This is a genomic window from Kitasatospora sp. P5_F3, from assembly GCF_054049135.1.
Genome location: NZ_JBFUMY010000076.1, coordinates 15,276 through 30,138 on the forward strand (window position 1 = coordinate 15,276; position 14,863 = coordinate 30,138).

The window sequence follows — 14,863 nt, forward strand, 5'->3', positions numbered from 1 at the left end:
GCCAACTCTCCCGCTCCCCCCGTCACTTCAGCCTCCGAAAGGGAGGACTCCATGCCCTCATCTGTCATGCCCACGCCCAGGCGGAGCGGCGGCCCGTCCGCACCCGTCGCCGTCACCGCCGTCGGCCTGCGCAAGTCGTACGGCGACAAGGTCGTCCTCGACGGCATCGACCTGCGCATCCCGGCCGGGTCCGTGTTCGCGCTGCTCGGGCCGAACGGCGCCGGCAAGACCACCGCCGTGAAGATCCTCTCCACCCTGATCACCGCCGACGGCGGACAGGCCCAGGTCGCGGGTCACGACCTGGCCGCCGACCCGCAGGCGGTGCGGGCCGCGATCGGTGTCACCGGGCAGTTCTCGGCCGTCGACGGTCTGATCACCGGTGAGGAGAACATGCTGCTGATGGCGGACCTGCACCACCTGTCCAAGGCTGAGGGGCGGCGGGTCGCCGCCGAACTGCTGGCGCGCTTCGACCTGGTGGAGGCGGCGAAGAAGCCCGCCTCCACCTACTCCGGCGGCATGAAGCGCCGCCTGGACATCGCGATGACCCTGGTCGGCAACCCCCGGATCATCTTCCTCGACGAACCCACCACCGGCCTCGACCCGCGCTCCCGCCACAACATGTGGCAGATCATCCGCGAACTCGTCGCCGACGGCGTCACCGTCTTCCTCACCACCCAGTACCTGGATGAGGCCGACGAACTCGCCGACCGGATCGCCGTCCTGCACAACGGCACGATCGCCGCCGAAGGCAGCGCCGAGGAGCTGAAGCGGCTCATCCCCGGCGGACACGTCCGGCTCCGCTTCGCCGACCCCGCCGCGTACCGGCTCGCCGCCGCCGCGCTGCGCGAGGTCACCCGCGACGACGACTCCCTCACCCTGCAGATCCCGAGCGACGGCACCCAGCGCGCCCTCCGTACCGTCCTCGACCAACTCGACTCCGCCGGCATCGAGGCCGACGAACTCACCGTGCACACCCCTGACCTCGACGACGTCTTCTTCGCTCTCACCGGCACCGACCAGACCCCCAAGGAGAACGTCCGATGAGCTCCCTCGCCCTCGCCGTCCGCGACTCGTCCACGATGCTGCGCCGCAACCTGCTGCACGCGCGCCGCTACCCCTCCCTCACCCTCAACCTGCTGCTCACCCCGATCATGCTGCTGCTGCTGTTCGTCTACATCTTCGGCGACGTGATGAGCGCGGGCATGGGCGGTGGCGGCGCGGACCGCGCCGAGTACATCGCGTACCTCGTCCCGGGCATCCTGCTGATGACCATCGGCGGCACCCTGGTCGGCACCGCGGTCTCCGTCTCCAACGACATGACCGAGGGCATCATTGCCCGGTTCCGCACGATGGCGATCCACCGTCCCTCCGTGCTCATCGGACACGTCGTCGGCAGCGTGCTGCAGGCACTCATCAGTGTGGTCCTGGTCGGGGCCGTCGGCGTGGCGATCGGCTTCCGCTCCACGGACGCCACCGCCCTGGAGTGGCTGGCGGCGTTCGGGCTGCTCGCGCTGTTCGCCCTGGCGTTCACCTGGATCGCGGTCGGGATGGGCATGGTCAGCCCGAGCGCCGAGGCGGCCAGCAACAACGCGCTGCCGCTGATCTTCCTGCCGCTCATCTCCAGCGCCTTCGTCCCGGTCGACGCGATGCCCGGCTGGTTCCAGCCGATCGCCGAGTACCAGCCGTTCACCCCCGCCATCGAGACGCTGCGCGGGCTGCTGCTCGGCACCGAGATCGGCAACAACTGGTGGATCACCATCGTCTGGTGCCTGGGCCTGGCAGCACTCGGTTACCGCTGGTCGAAGGCGGTGTTCAACCGCGACCCGAAGTGACCGGGCCTTCCCCAACTCGCCCCGCCCCAGGGCGGCGTACGCCGACACCACGTCGGCCCGCGCCGCCCCGTCGGCGTTCCCGGCCCGGGCCCTAAGCCCGTACGCCGGTGATCTCGGCGAACGCGGCCGTCCCCGAGTAACCGATCAGGAAGCCGATCAGCAGCCCGCCCCAGAAGTCCTCGACGGTGACGAACGACTGCGCCTCGGACTTCCGCGCCGCGAAGACGATCGCCGCGCCACTGAGGATCACGGCGAGGACGAGCGAACCGATGGCGGTGCCGACTCCAGCCTGCCGAGTTCCCCGACGATGCGGTCCTGCTCCGCGTGGTCCGCGGCGCCGAGCTGCGTCAGCTCCCGTTCGAGCGAGGCTCGTTCGGTGTCCCGCCGCCGGATAGCCGCCCGCAACGCCTCGGAGTCCGGCTTGGCGGCGTCGGCAGGCTGCTCCGACTCCGGTGCGCACCAAGACGGTTGGGTGGGCAGGCTCAGCTCGACCGAGTCGATCCACACCGGCGCCGCGAACGGGTTCTGGGACGGTTCCGGCAGAGGAGTGGCCACCCGTTCAGGCTAGCGCCGGGTCCAACTGCCGGCGGCTGCAACGGAGAACAGCCGTGGCGTACGGCGCTCAGACTGTCAGCTCCGTCCGGACGGGTGCGCCGGGGGAGTGGTCGTGCCGGAGGTACCACTCGGTGCCGAGGAGTCGTTGCTGTTCGGTGGGGGTGAGGGCGGCCAGCCGGCCCGGCAGGGCGCCGCGTGCCACCTCGGTACGGTGGGCCAGCACGGCGCCGATCTTCTGCTCCAGCCAGGGGCCGACGTCCACCGCTGCGGCGATCTGCTGGTCCGGGACGCTGTACAGGACCCTGCCCGGCCGGACCAGCCCGCCGCCCAACTCCCTGGCCGCCGAGTGCGGGTGGGTTGTCAGATAGAGGGCCCCGGGCGCCCAGGGATCACCGGCCTCCGGGTAGAGCAGGCCGAGCCCGGCAGCCTGGACGGCGAGTACGGTCACCCGGTGCGTCTGCACGTGGTCCGGGTGGCCGGTCAACCCGCCGTACGCGTCGTGGGTGACCACGACCTCCGGGCGGAACTCCCGGATCTGGACGACCAGTTGGCGTACCGCCTGGTCGAGCGGCGCGTCACACCAGCGCACCTGCCCAGGAGCCGACCACGGAGCACGGGCGTCGGCGTAGCCGAGCAGCCGGGGCCCGTCGGCACCGAGGATCCGCAGAGCCTCGGCCAACTCCCCGGCCCGTACGGTCTCCGGCCCCCAGGTCGCCGTCACCACGGCGGTCCTGGCTCCGGCGGCCGCGTGGCGGGCGAGAACCCCGCCGGCCGTCAGTGATTCGTCGTCGGGGTGGGCGAACACGCCCAGCAGGCTGGGAAGTTCATCTGATGACGGGGCGTCGGGTCGGTGGGGTGTGCGGGGTGCCGCAGGTGGAGTCTCCATGGGTACCGATATTGGGGCACTCCCGGGCCAGGGGCCAGGTCAGCTGGGGTCGGTCTCGTTCTCGTACGCGTTCTCGGTCCACGGGCGGAGCTTCTCCGGGTTGCGGACCGCCCAGATGCCGGTGATGCGGTCGTCGGTGAGGCTGAACGCGGCCACGGTCACGGTGACACCGGCCAGTTGGGCGACCAGACCGGGCCGGCCGTTGACCGTCCGCTCCAGGAGCGTCAGGCCGGGGGCGATGTCGGCGATGTGGATCAGGTACTGGGCGATGAGCGCGCTGCCCTCGACCGGACGCAGGACGGTGCCGACCATGCCGCCGCCGTCGGCGGTCATCGTGGCGTCGGGGTCGAGGAGGTCGACCAGGGCCCTGATGTCCTTGGCCTCCCACGCGGTCTTGAACTGCCGTACCAGAGCGGCCTGTCCGGTCAGCGGAGCCTCCGGGGTCCGGGCGTCGCGGACCCGCCGACGGGCCGAGGTCGCCAGCTGGCGGCAGGCCGCGGGGGTCCGGCCGACGATGTCGGCGATCTCGGGGAAGGGGTACCGGAAGACGTCGTGCAGGATGAACGCCACGCGTTCGGCCGGCGTCATCGACTCCAGGACGACGAGGAAGGCCATGTTCACCGACTCGTCCAGGGTGATCCGGTCGGCGGGATCATCAGCCGAAGAACCGCCGCCCGCCGGCCCGCCGAACCACTCCGTACGGTCGGGCAGCGGCTCGGGTATCCAGGCGCCGACGTAGCGTTCGCGCCGGGCCCGCGCGGAGCCGAGCACGTCCAGGCAGATCCGGCCGGCCACCGTGGTCAGCCAGGCGCCGGGCGAGGCGATGGCTGCCTGCCGGGACGGCGACATCGCGTACCAGCGGGTGTAGGTCTCCTGCACGGCGTCCTCGGCCTCGGCGAGTGAACCGAGCAGCCGGTAGGCGAGATTGGTCAGGTGGCCCCGCTCGCCGACGACCGCGCTCAGGACCGCTTCGGACCGGCGGTCGTGTACTGCCTCGGACGTACTCATGGCTGCGACCGCTCCCCGATTTCTGCTCGCCGACGTCCGACCCCGGCAGCTCGCCGCACAGTTCGCGGGCCCACGTCGTCGGACTACCGAGACACTACCGATCACCGTCGTGAGGCGGACGGGAGGGACCACATGATGGCCGCACGGACCACGGCAGCACTCGGCAGGCCGACTTCCTGCGGGTCGGGATCGCCCTGCAGACCCTGACGGTCATGCGCCAGGCCGCCAGCGCCGGACTGCTGCTGTCCATCTCCTACGGCGAGGCGCCGCACCGCGCCGGAGCGCGGGTGATGTACGGCGCCTCGATGCTGTACGTGCTCGCCGCGATCCTGGTGTGGAAGCCGGGCGGCGGCTCGCCCCGGCACATCCTGGGCCAACCGACCAAATGAGGCTGGTCAGACCGACAYWRTGTCGGTCCTGGTCAGGGCTGCGCGGACGCTGTCCCGTGGATCCACTGACGTGAGGCCTACCGCCGGTGACTTCGCGCCCGTGCCTCACGTCGGGAGCACGGGCGCTGCTGCCGGTTGTCAGTTGAGGGCGGCCCAGTTCTGGGTGTTGGCGGTGGCGGCCGGGTTGGCGGTGACGGCGGCGCCGGGGGTGACGGCGGTGCTGTCGAGGGTGTATCCGGTGGCCGGGTTGGTGATCGTGTAGGTGCCGCTGCTGTTCTGGGTGACCTTCCACTCCTGCCCGGGGTTGGAGGAGTTGACGGCCCGCAGGACGGCCTGGCCGCCGGCGCTGTTGGGTGCGGTCAGCACGAGCGCGTCCGGGCAGCCGTCGATGAGCCTCACGGCGCCGTTCGGAATCGTCCGGAGCGTCCACCGCTGCTTGGTGCGGGTGGTGTCGTAGGTGGCGAGGACGGCGGGGGAGCTGCCAGAGGCGCCGCACTGGTCGGAGCGTTCCAGGGCCAGGCCGCCGCCGTTGGTGAGGACGTGGGTGCGGCCGTCGTCCACGAGCGTGGGGCCGTAGTTGATGGCGTGGGCGGCCAGCGTGGTGAGTGCGCTACCGGTGGTGGACAGGGCGGGGTTGGCGGTGGGCCGTCCGGTCTTGAAGTAGTCGGCGAAGGTGGCGGGCTTGCGCGCGGTCATCACGTTGATCGTGCGGTCCCAGCCGCCGTCGACGTTGTTCCACAGGTCCAGCAGCGCGCCGTCCACGTTGCCCTGGACCTGGTCCCCGGTGTGCCAGCCGGTGGTGTAGGTGAAGTTCTGGCTGCTGCCGTCGGACCACACGTAGCGGTAGTCCTTCAGGAGGTAGGCGGCCACGGAGTCGGCGAAGCCCTCGGTCCAGGAACAGCTGCCGGAGCTGGCCTTGTCGATGAAGTGCGGGTTGCAGCCGGCGACCGCGGGGAACTGCCCGTCGTAGAGCCGGTGCTGGAAGAAGTGGCCGGCCTCGTGGAGCACGGTGTGCTCGGAGTCGGGGTCGCCGGCGGCGAGGTGGACGGTGTTGGCCAGGTCGTAGTACGGGCCGTCGGCCGAGTTGGCGGTCCACCTGATGTTGAGCTCGGTGCAGGCGTCGCTGTTCGCCTCGTGGGTGGACCAGCAGTCACTGACGGGGTTGTTGCGCGCCCACCACAGCAGGTTGACGGTGTCGAAGGCGTGCCAGGCCCTGGCGTTGGTTGCTTTGAGGGTGCCCAGGTCGGCGCTGGCGGCAAGGTCCGTCCTGGTGGGCGAGTCGAACGTGTACACGGCGCCGTTGCCGTCACTGACCTTCCACAGCTTGGTGCTCTCGGTGCTGAACCGCACCCACAGGCTGCTCATCGACGTGGTGGTGGGGGTGTAGCAGAGGTTGAAGCCGCCGTCGGCGACGGCGGTGTACTGGTAGTCGGCGGTGAGCTGGCGTGGGGCGTCGGTGGACTTCTCCTTGCCCCACAGCTGGATGTTCGCGTTGCGGACCGGCTTGGTCAACGTGGGCTTGCCCCGGCCGGCTTCAGCGGACTGGTAGTCGTACTGGAGCTTGCCGCTCAGGCAGATGGGGGACACGGCTGCAGCGCTGGACGCCGTCAGCGGAACGGCGCCGACGGCGACGAGCAAGGTGGTGCTCAGGGCGGCGAAGCCGCGAGGCAGCCGAATTCCGATAGCCACAGGGGTCCTCTCAGAAGGGGGTGGTTCAAGGTCCTGCCGGTGCGGGCCGAAGGCATGCGATCAGGCCGGCCGGTCACGAGCGCGACGAAACGCCGGGCCAGCGGGTGACGTTGCCAAGTCGCCCTGGACTACCGGCGTTTCGATGCGGGTCCAGTTTTCCACCGGCGAGTCCCAGCACATGACCCGTTGCGGTCCGTGCGGCGGGCTCTCACCGGCGGAGCCGTTGCCAGCACTGGCCGGCCTATGCCTGTGGCACGGTGCGTTTCACCCGTTCGGGGCACGGCACGAGTTGCCACTGACGCGCGCCTTCCGCGGCGATCGGGCCCCTGCGGTCCGCGGGGCCCTCGCGGCCGGGCGCGAGCGCCTTGTCGCGCACCAGCCGGCGCTCCATCTGCCCCTGGGCGTCCTGATGTTCGGCCTGAGCCTGCTGGCGCTGGGCGGGGTGACCCGCTTGCCGGAGCGCGCGGCAGCTCAGGAGGTGGCGACCGGGAGCCGCGCAGCCCGGTGAGCCGAAGTCGGCAGCCAGGTCAGCGCCTGCGGGCGACCGTCACCCCGTCGCGCAGGGGCAGCATGACCGCCTCCACCCGGGGGTCGGCCGCAACGAAGGCGTTGAGCTCGCGGACCGCCCTGTGGTCCGCGCCGTCGAAGGCCGGGTCGAGGACGCGGCCGCCGAGGAAGACGTTGTCCAGCACGATCAGGCCGCCCGGGCGGAGCCGGGGGACGAGCTCCTCGTAGTAGGCGGGATAGCCGGCCTTGTCGGCGTCCACGAAGGCGAGGTCGAGCTCGGGTTCGGCCGGCAGGGCGCGCAGGGTCTGCAGGGCGGGGGCGATCACCAGGTCGATCCGGTCCGCGACGCCGGCCCGCTCCCAGTGGCGGCGGGCGATCGAGCCCCACTCCTCGTTGACGTCGCAGGCCAGCAGGCGGCCGCCGTCGGCCAGGCCGCGGGCGATGCAGAGCGAGGAGTACCCGGTGAAGACCCCGACCTCGACGGCACGGCGGGCGCCGACCAGCCGGGTCAGCATGGTCAGGAACGCGCCCTCGTCGTGCGAGACCTGCATCCGGGAGGCCCCGCCGGTGAGGGTCCGGGTCTCGGCCTCGAGATCGCGCAGCACCTGGTCGGCGGGGGTGCAGTGGGCGAGCACGTACTCGGCGGCCACGGGGTGGGTGGTCTCCACGCTGTCCCCGTCGTACGGGCTGCTCCACTCGATGACCGAGGGCCCGTCCAGCTGCCGGGTGACGGTGCGTCGGATCTCCTCCAGGGAGCCGAGGTCGGGGGCGGTGGCGGTCAGCTCCAGGGCGTCGGCCGTGACCGTGAACGTGCAGGTGCCACCGGCCGGCCCGAGCCCGTCCACGGTGAGGGTGGCGCGGAGGAGGTCGGCCTGGTCGGTGGCGATCCGGGCGGTGGAGATGGGCACGGTGCTTCCCTTCGGAGGAGAGATAAGCGTCGAGAAATGCAGACGCTTTTGATGCGAGCAGTCTGCGGCCCGGCGAGCCTGGTTGTCAAAGCGTTGGGTTCCATGGACACTTTGCGCATGGAACGCCCCGAGGACGACGAGCCGCTGGTGCTGGACTCTCCCGCGCACTTCAAAGCGCTCGGCCACCCCGCCCGCCACCGGATGGTCAACGCGCTGCGCCAACGCCCGGCCACCCTGCGGCAGTTGGCCGAGGCCACGGGCCTTGCCAAGGGCACCGTCAGCCACCACGTCCGCGTCCTCCAGGAGGCCGGACTGGTCCGGATCGCCGAGACTCGGCAGGTGCGGGGTGGCACCGAGCAGTACTTCGCCCTGGTCAGCCGTGGCTTCCGACTCCCCGAGGACCAGGGCGGCGGTGCCCGCTTCCTGGTGGAGGCCGCCCTCGCCGAGATGCTGCCCGAGCAGGACGACACCACCCACACCCGCCTCAGCCACCTCTGGCTCACCCCCGAGCAGGCCCGCGACCTCGCCCGGTCGATCGAGACCAGCGCCCCGCACCCTGCCCAGGACCCGGCCCACGGCGAGCCCTTCGGGCTGCTCGTCAGCCTCTACCGCGCTGACATCCCCCGCCTCGCCACGGACGGCGGCTGACGGAACACCGACAGAAAGTCCTACCCGGGTGCAACCGAACGCCCGCCCGGAACGTGCAGGAGGTGAGCCCGCCTGTGCAGCGGGCCGTCCACCGTCCCGGGAGCCCTCTTTGAAGAAGCGTCATCTCGCCGCCGCCACCGCCCTGGCCTGCGCGGCCCTCGCGCTGACCGCCTGCAGTTCCGCCAAGACCCCGGTGGCGGCCGGTGACTCCAAGGCCTCCGCCACCGCGCCCGCGGCCGGCAGCAGTGCGAGCCCCGGCGGCGGCCCGACCACCTCGACGCCCGGCTCGACCGGCACACCCGCGGCCGAACCCTGCGGCGGCTCGGAGAAGGAGAGCGACGTCACCGGCGTGCTCACCAACCTGGACAAGAGCGCCTCCCCGCGATGGTCCGGCGTCATCAAGCTCACGAACGTCTCCAAGAAGCCGTGCAAGCTGTACGGCCCGGCCGACGTGCGCACCGACGGGGCGGGCACCTTCACCAAGCTGGTCACCGGCGTGCTGGGCGATGTGCAGTTCGTCACCGACCCGGCAAAGGCGACCGTGCTCCAGCCGGGCGAGTCGCTCTACCAGGCGGTCAGCTGGCTCTCCTCCCCGCCGACCGCGCCCAACGCCGCCTGCACCACTGGCAACCAGCTGGCCCTGTACCGGAACGAGGGCGCGATCATCGTCTCCGTCCCGGTCAAGGACGCCCGCTTCTGCCCGGCCAAGGACATCGGCTCCCCGCAGGTCGTGATCGGTGCCCAACTGGCCGTCGAGGCCCAGGCCACGGCCCAGCTCCAAGTCTTCAGCACAAAGAAGTGACGTAGCAGCGAGCCGTTTACGACAACAGCCGGTGCGGCCCGACCGTCCACCCGAGCAGGCGGTGCGCGGTGCCGCCCTCGGCGGTGCCGTCGTCCTCGAACTCCCCGCCGGCGGCGACCAGGACCAGCCCGGTCACCGCCGGGGTGAGCCGGGTCGGGTGGTCCGCGATGAACGAGTCGATGGCCGCCTCGCGGGCTTGCGGTGCGCAGAGCGACAGGTGGAACAGCGTCTGCCGCCAGGCGAAGGCCGCGTTCTTCACGGTGGCCAGCGGGCGCGGGAGTTGCCCGGCCCGGGTCACCAGCCGGCAGGTGGTGTCGAAGGCGCGCCGGGCCAGCACCTCCCACCCGTCGGCGGGGGTGATCCCGACGGCCCCGACCAGGGTGGCCAGGTTTGTGGGTGGTGAGGATCTGGGCCTGCTCGATGACTGTGCCGTTGCCCGCCACCGACCAGGAGGACGCGGGGCGGCCCGCCCGCTGTCCGCACAGGGCGGAGAATCCGGACGAGGTGGCGGAGCGGCGGCCGCGTACCGACTCGTCCGCGGGCATCGCGCGCACGGCCGCGTAGTCGATGCCGAAGTACCGCTCGTAGAGCGTCCCTTCGAGCAGGTCGGCGGCGACCTTGGCAGCTGCCAGGTACTTCGGGGTGAAGCTGCCCATGAAGATGTCGGCGGCCAGCTCCTCCACGAACGGCACGCCGAGGTCGGCCCGCCGGGCCAGCGCCGCGAGCTCGCTCACCAGCGGGTTGGGCAGGATGGTGCCGGGAAAGGCATTGACCGCCAAGCCGCCCAGCCGCCGCAGCAGGGCGAGTTCACGCCCGCCCGCGTCACCGCCGGTACCCCGGTGCGGCTCGATCGCCCGTACCCAGGGCAGTTCCCCGGCCCGTACCTGGTGCGCGTGGTCGAGCAGCAGCAGCGAGCGCCGTCCGGCGAACGCCCGGTGGTGGGCCGCCGCCAGGGCGCCGAGCGCGTGGTCCCGGTGCGCGTCCGCCTCGGCTGCGGCGGCCAACTGCGTTGCCAGCCCGGCCAGTACCTCGGCCGACTGCACCAGACCACGGTCGATCAACGTCTCGACCGGGGCGCTGGTGGCGGCCAGTACCGGCCTGTGCAGCGCGGACGGGAACGCGGTGCCGACCGGGATACCGCCGGCCCGGCCATCGGTCGGTCCTGTCACGGCGAGCAGGGCCGCCGGATCGGCCAGTCCGTCGGACCGGGGCAGGTCGGCGAGCCGGGCCAGCAGCACCTGGGCCAGCGCGTGGTGGGACGGCCGGGCGGCCTGCTCGGCCTGTATCCGGCGCAGCGCCGTGTGCTGCTCGGAGCCGGGCAGACCGCGCCGCTGCACCATCGACTCGACCGCGCACCGCAGCAGTCCGGCCGTCCGCGCGGGCAACTCCGCCCCGGCGACGGTCAGTTCCAGTGCGGAGCGGAGCACGCCGAGGTTCTTCCGGGGATTGCGGTGCTTGCCGCAGAGCGGGTGCTCGGCGGCCAACAGGCGGTACCGGCCCAGGAGTTCGGCCCCCTGCTGGTGCCAGTGCGGACCCGGGTCGTGGCTGCCCACCCGGCCGGTCGGCCTGGCGGTCTCCAGCCAGTGCGCCAGCAGCTCGTCGGAGAACGGCAGCCAGACCGTCATCGCCTCGCGTTGGGTCTCCACCGAGCGGTTCGGGCCGCGTCGCTCCAGGGCGGCCATGGTGTCCCCGACGGTCTGCCGGTGCACGGCGTCGGTCCCGGGCGGCGGGCCGTCGCCGGTCGGCGGGGTGAACCGCAGCCGGGCCGCGAACGGCGCCAGTACGGCGACCAGTTCGACGGCGGCGTCCTGCTCACCGGCCCGGACCAGCCAGGCCACCGTGAGCAGCGCGGCCTCCTCCGGCACCGTCACCCGGTAACGCCCGCTGTCCAGCAGCTCCCAGAGTCGGGCCAGCCCGGCCTCGGTGAGCGAGTGCGCGAACAGTTCGGCCCGGTCCGCCGGGATGGCGGCCGCCCGGCAGGCCTCGGCCTCGTACGGCTGGAGCGGTCCCTCGGCGCAGGCCCGGCCGCTGGCGAATCCGCCCTGCAGTACCTCCGGGGTGACCCAGGCGGGCAGACCGGCCACCGGGGTCCGGCTTCCGATCCGCAGGCTGCCGTCCTTCATGCCGGCCAGGGTCGCCCGCCACCGGTCGAGGCGGTCTTCCGCCCGCGAGCGGGTGGCGGCGTCGGGGTGGGAGAGCGCGGTCACGAAGGCCCGGGCCAACTGCCCGTGGGCGTAGCCGGCGGAGACGGTGCCGGTCGGGTGCTGCTGATCAGCGTTGATGTCCATGGCCGACATGGCGGGTCCTGCCCCCGCGCCCTCCGGATCCCGAGTCCGGTGCTCTTGCTGACTGAGCTACACGCCGCTGCCCGGCACCCTACGGAGCGGCCCCGGGAGTGGGCAACGCGATATCTCCGGGGACGACCGGGCCGGGCTCGGCCCTATCCGGCCTCACTCGTGCGGAAGGTGCGTCGGTAGGCAGCGGGTGTGGTGCGCAGGGCCTCGTGGAAGCGCCTGCGCAGATTGACGGCCGAGGAGAGGCCGACGCGGTGCGCGATGGTCTCCACGGGCAGGTCGGTCTCCTCCAGCAGCGCCCGGGTGGCGGCGAGCCGCCGGTCCAGCAGCCAGCGACCGGGGCTGATGCCCAACTGCTCGGTGAAGCGCCGGGTCAGCGTGCGGGCCGAGACCTGGGAGTGCGCCGCCATCTCGGCGACGCTGACCGGCTGGTCCAGCCGGGCGCCCAGCCACTCCAGCAGCGGGGCCAGTGAGTCGGCGACCGGTCCTGAGGTGGGCAGTTCGGCGTACTGCAGCTGGCAGCCCTCGCGGTGCGGCGGCATCAGCATCTGACGGGCCGTCCGCATCGCGTACGCGGCGCCGTGATCGGTGCGCACCAGGTGCAGGCAGAGGTCCACACCGGCCGCCGACCCGGCGCTGGTGGCGACGTCGCCGTGGTCCACGTAGAGCACCGCGGGGTCGACCAGGACCTGCGGGAACCGGGCGGCCAGCTCGGCGGCCTGCGCCCAGTGGGTGGCGGACCGCCGCCCGTCCAGCAGTCCGGCGGCAGCGGGTACGAAGGCACCCGAGCAGATGCTGACGATCCGGGCGCCGCGCCGGTGCGCCCGGCGGACCGCCTCGACGACCGCCGCCGACACCTCGGTGCCGGGAGCCTGCTGCCAGCCGGGGACCACCACCGTGTCCGCGCGCTCCAGCGCTTCCAGCCCGGCTGTCACCAGCAGGTCGTAACCGGACTGGGTACGCACCGGGCCCGGGTGTTCGGTGCAGACCTCGAACGCGTAGCGGGCGGGTGTCGCCAGGCCGTGGTCGCCGAACACCTCGGTCGCGCAGGCCAGCGGGAAGGTCGACTGCGGCGGCTGCAACAGGGCCACCACCCGGTGCGGCGGTGGGGACTTCGGCAGCGAACGAGGCGTCATGGCGCGAAAGTACCCCATCATGTCGTTCAGGACACTGGGACGGCCAAGTGGTCCGGACCAGGATCTGATCCTGTGACCACGACGCATGCTCGGATCCGGACCGTTCCGCCCACCGCCCGTCCCCCGCTGTGGGACCGGCGCTTCACCCTCTTCTTCACGGCCCGCACGGTCTCGCTGCTCGGCGACGCGATGATGCCGGTCGCCGCCGCGCTCGCGGTCGGAGCGCTCTACGGGATCTCCGGGGTCGGCGTCGTCCTCGGCACCTGGACCGGGACGTTCGTCCTCCTGGTCCTGTTCGGCGGAGCCTTCGCCGACCGGTTCGGTGCGCGTCGGATGATGGTCGGCGCGGATCTCGCCCGGGTGCTCACCCAGGGGGTGCTGGCCGCCGCGTTCTTCGCCGGGCCGCCGCCGTTCTGGCTGTTGGTGACCACGGCCGCGTTGGCGGGTGCGGCCGTCGCGATGTTCCTGCCGGGGGCGAACGGGATGGTCCCGTCGGTCGCCCGTGAGCCACAGCGCGCCAACGCCACGCTCAAGGTGGCCGACGCGATCGCCCAGCTGCTCGGCCCGGCCCTGGCGGGGTTGCTGATCGCGCTCACCGGCGCCGGGGCCGTGTACGCGATCGACGCCGGCACCTTCGCGCTCAGTGCCCTCTGCCTGGCGCTCGTCCGGGTCGCCCCCGTCGGCGCACCGACCGGCATCAACTCCATTCACCCGAAGCATAGTTCACTCCGTCGCGAGCTGCGTCAGGGTTGGCTGGAGTTCCGCGCCCGCACCTGGATGTGGGCGGTGATCCTGATCTGGGTGGGCTTCGGCGTGCTGCTCTTCGGCCCGCTGGTGCCGCTGGGCTCGTCGCTGGTCGGCGCTCGGCTCGGCTCGAACGCCTATGGCCTGACGGTCTCCTTCCTCGGCCTGGGAACGGTGCTCGGTGGCCTGCTGGCGATGCGGCTGCGTCCGGCCCGGCCGCTGGCCGCCGGCGCGGCGGCGATGATGCTCTACACCGTGCTGCCGCTCGGCCTGGCGCTGGGCGCCGACCTGCCGGTGCTGCTGGCGGGCCACCTCGTCGGCGGCGGCGGGTTGGCGTTCTGGTCGGTGATGTGGGCCACCAGCGTGCAGACCCACACCCCGGCCGCGACACTCAACCGGGTCTCCGCGTACGAGCTGGCCGGCTCGGTGTCCGGCATCGCACTCGGCCAGCTGCTGGCGGGGCCCGCCCTCGCGCTGGCCGCCCCGGAACGGCTGCTGCTGATCTCGGCGGGCGCCTGCCTGGCCGGCTGCCTGGCACTGCTCGCGATCCCGGCGGTCCGCACGCTGCGCCGCGCCGGGCCGAACTCATTCTGAACGATCAGTTGGAGCACCGTGTTCTCGAGCGGACCGGCGACGAGCCGTGCGGGCGGGTGCGCCGGGTACGGGCAGCAGCGTGCGCAGCACCAGTTCGACCTGGACCCGGGCGGCTCCGGCCAGCCGGAGTGCGGCGACGACCTCGCGGAGTTCCTGCGGGTCCACGCAGGCCAGGTGCAGCTCAAGGTCGGCGTCACCGGCCAGGGCCAGGCCCCACTGGATGGCGGGGATCCGGGTAGCCAACTGCTCGAAGTCCGGTACGGCCGGCCCGCATTTCACCCGTGCCACCGCCCGCAGGGGCCTGGGCGCGGCCGGGTGGGCGGGCGAGGTGACCAGCCGCMGGCCGGGCCCCGGCGAGGCGGCGGTCACCACTGCTGCTGGAGCGTACGGAGGGCTGAGGTGTCGACCGCCCGGTCCGGCGCGACGGGTGGGGCGACCAGCTGAGGGTCGATCACCAGGACGGTGGCGCCGAGTGGTTCGGCGAGCGCGCGCAGTGCGGGCTCGGCCAGCGGCACCGAGCGCTGGCCGGCGCCGAGCAGGGCGGTCACCCGGGCGGGGCAGCTGAAGGCGACGGCGCAGCGGCTGCCGTCCCGCTGCGTGAACATCCGCAGCGCATAGCCCGTCCCGGTGGACCGGACGGGGACGTGCAGCAGGGTGCGAGGTTCGGCGGGCTCCTGGGGAGCCGGGTCGGTACTGGTCACGACGTGCACTCCTAGGGGACGGACGGCGAAGCGCGGCGGGTCGTGGTGCGACTCGGGCGACGGTTGGAGAGGTCTCCGACGCTAGCCGGATCATGCGGGCGGCAGCCGTTCCTGACGGTTCGTTGACTGGCCGGGGCCGACTCCTGACAGGCCCTTGACGCCACCATGCT

General features: G+C 72.4%; 14 protein-coding genes, 1 tRNA gene and 1 pseudogene. 5 read left to right on the forward strand and 11 right to left on the reverse strand.

The window, feature by feature from the left end:
* The first annotated feature begins 51 nt into the window (after window positions 1-51).
* Both ACXJMZ_RS30870 and ACXJMZ_RS30875 read left to right on the forward strand, forming a co-directional pair.
* Complete coding sequence (locus tag ACXJMZ_RS30870; RefSeq protein ID WP_457033328.1) at window positions 52-1,044, forward strand: ATP-binding cassette domain-containing protein; 993 nt, start codon at window positions 52-54, stop codon at window positions 1,042-1,044.
* Window positions 1,041-1,832 carry an ABC transporter permease gene (locus ACXJMZ_RS30875; protein ID WP_457033329.1) on the forward strand — a complete coding sequence of 264 codons (792 nt, stop codon included), beginning with the start codon at window positions 1,041-1,043 and terminating at the stop codon, window positions 1,830-1,832. The genes ACXJMZ_RS30870 and ACXJMZ_RS30875 overlap by 4 nt, the downstream gene beginning before the upstream one ends.
* 91 nt (window positions 1,833-1,923) lie before the next feature.
* Here the strand turns inward: ACXJMZ_RS30875 and ACXJMZ_RS30880 are convergent, their stop codons facing one another.
* From ACXJMZ_RS30880 to sigJ, 4 genes are all read right to left on the reverse strand, one after another.
* The gene (locus tag ACXJMZ_RS30880; RefSeq protein ID WP_457033330.1) at window positions 1,924-2,082 is read right to left on the reverse strand and encodes a hypothetical protein; all 159 of its coding nucleotides are present in this window, start codon (window positions 2,080-2,082) and stop codon (window positions 1,924-1,926) included.
* Window positions 2,079-2,387, reverse strand: coding sequence for a hypothetical protein (locus ACXJMZ_RS30885; RefSeq protein WP_457033331.1), 309 nt, complete (start codon window positions 2,385-2,387; stop codon window positions 2,079-2,081). The genes ACXJMZ_RS30880 and ACXJMZ_RS30885 overlap by 4 nt, the downstream gene beginning before the upstream one ends.
* Before the next feature lie 67 nt (window positions 2,388-2,454).
* On the reverse strand, window positions 2,455-3,201 hold the full coding sequence (locus ACXJMZ_RS30890) for a PIG-L deacetylase family protein (RefSeq protein WP_457033353.1): 747 nt from the start codon (window positions 3,199-3,201) through the stop codon (window positions 2,455-2,457).
* Window positions 3,202-3,312: 111 nt separating this feature from the next.
* Entirely contained in the window at window positions 3,313-4,281 is a 969-nt protein-coding gene (sigJ, locus tag ACXJMZ_RS30895; RefSeq protein ID WP_457033332.1) for an RNA polymerase sigma factor SigJ, read from the reverse strand.
* 176 nt (window positions 4,282-4,457) lie between these two features.
* On the opposite strand from sigJ, the pseudogene ACXJMZ_RS30900 reads away from it, so the two are divergent.
* A pseudogene (locus tag ACXJMZ_RS30900) lies at window positions 4,458-4,649 on the forward strand (hypothetical protein); the annotation flags it as partial.
* A 159-nt stretch (window positions 4,650-4,808) separates the two neighbouring features.
* Here the strand turns inward: ACXJMZ_RS30900 and ACXJMZ_RS30905 are convergent.
* Together ACXJMZ_RS30905 and ACXJMZ_RS30910 are read right to left on the reverse strand one after the other, a co-directional pair.
* Window positions 4,809-6,359 (reverse strand): RICIN domain-containing protein, encoded by a 1,551-nt coding sequence (locus ACXJMZ_RS30905; RefSeq protein WP_457033333.1) that lies wholly within the window; start codon window positions 6,357-6,359, stop codon window positions 4,809-4,811.
* A 527-nt stretch (window positions 6,360-6,886) separates the two neighbouring features.
* Complete coding sequence (locus tag ACXJMZ_RS30910) at window positions 6,887-7,534, reverse strand: O-methyltransferase (protein ID WP_457033354.1); 648 nt, start codon at window positions 7,532-7,534, stop codon at window positions 6,887-6,889.
* A gap of 357 nt (window positions 7,535-7,891) precedes the next feature.
* Between ACXJMZ_RS30910 and ACXJMZ_RS30915 the strand changes: the two genes are divergently transcribed.
* Window positions 7,892-8,422 (forward strand): ArsR/SmtB family transcription factor, encoded by a 531-nt coding sequence (locus ACXJMZ_RS30915; protein ID WP_457033334.1) that lies wholly within the window; start codon window positions 7,892-7,894, stop codon window positions 8,420-8,422.
* Window positions 8,423-8,986: 564 nt separating this feature from the next.
* Here the strand turns inward: ACXJMZ_RS30915 and ACXJMZ_RS30920 are convergent.
* From ACXJMZ_RS30920 to ACXJMZ_RS30930, 3 genes are all read right to left on the reverse strand, one after another.
* A complete protein-coding gene (locus tag ACXJMZ_RS30920) occupies window positions 8,987-11,521 on the reverse strand; it encodes a hypothetical protein (protein WP_457033335.1) in 2,535 nt (844 codons plus the stop codon).
* Window positions 11,512-11,588, reverse strand: a tRNA-Pro gene (locus ACXJMZ_RS30925). The genes ACXJMZ_RS30920 and ACXJMZ_RS30925 overlap by 10 nt, the downstream gene beginning before the upstream one ends.
* A 76-nt stretch (window positions 11,589-11,664) precedes the next feature.
* Complete coding sequence (locus ACXJMZ_RS30930) at window positions 11,665-12,654, reverse strand: GlxA family transcriptional regulator (RefSeq protein WP_457033336.1); 990 nt, start codon at window positions 12,652-12,654, stop codon at window positions 11,665-11,667.
* A 72-nt stretch (window positions 12,655-12,726) separates the two neighbouring features.
* Between ACXJMZ_RS30930 and ACXJMZ_RS30935 the strand changes: the two genes are divergently transcribed.
* On the forward strand, window positions 12,727-13,992 hold the full coding sequence (locus tag ACXJMZ_RS30935) for an MFS transporter (protein ID WP_457033337.1): 1,266 nt from the start codon (window positions 12,727-12,729) through the stop codon (window positions 13,990-13,992).
* On the opposite strand, the gene ACXJMZ_RS30940 is transcribed toward ACXJMZ_RS30935, so the two are convergent.
* Both ACXJMZ_RS30940 and ACXJMZ_RS30945 read right to left on the reverse strand, forming a co-directional pair.
* On the reverse strand, window positions 13,984-14,361 hold the full coding sequence (locus ACXJMZ_RS30940; RefSeq protein WP_457033338.1) for a hypothetical protein: 378 nt from the start codon (window positions 14,359-14,361) through the stop codon (window positions 13,984-13,986). The genes ACXJMZ_RS30935 and ACXJMZ_RS30940 overlap by 9 nt on opposite strands.
* Window positions 14,358-14,693, reverse strand: a complete 336-nt coding sequence (locus tag ACXJMZ_RS30945) for an SAV_915 family protein (protein ID WP_457033339.1) — start codon at window positions 14,691-14,693, stop codon at window positions 14,358-14,360. The genes ACXJMZ_RS30940 and ACXJMZ_RS30945 overlap by 4 nt, the downstream gene beginning before the upstream one ends.
* Window positions 14,694-14,863: the final 170 nt, after the last annotated feature.

What these genes read in the sequence shown, in the direction of transcription:
- ACXJMZ_RS30920 (WP_457033335.1), bottom strand. Translation starts at nt 11,521, where the DNA reads ATGTCGGCCATGGACATCAACGCTGATCAGCAGCACCCGACCGGCACC.
- ACXJMZ_RS30915 (WP_457033334.1), top strand. Translation starts at nt 7,892, where the DNA reads ATGGAACGCCCCGAGGACGACGAGCCGCTGGTGCTGGACTCTCCCGCG.
- ACXJMZ_RS30875 (WP_457033329.1), top strand. Translation starts at nt 1,041, where the DNA reads ATGAGCTCCCTCGCCCTCGCCGTCCGCGACTCGTCCACGATGCTGCGC.
- ACXJMZ_RS30870 (WP_457033328.1), top strand. Translation starts at nt 52, where the DNA reads ATGCCCTCATCTGTCATGCCCACGCCCAGGCGGAGCGGCGGCCCGTCC.
- ACXJMZ_RS30930 (WP_457033336.1), bottom strand. Translation starts at nt 12,654, where the DNA reads ATGACGCCTCGTTCGCTGCCGAAGTCCCCACCGCCGCACCGGGTGGTG.
- sigJ (WP_457033332.1), bottom strand. Translation starts at nt 4,281, where the DNA reads ATGAGTACGTCCGAGGCAGTACACGACCGCCGGTCCGAAGCGGTCCTG.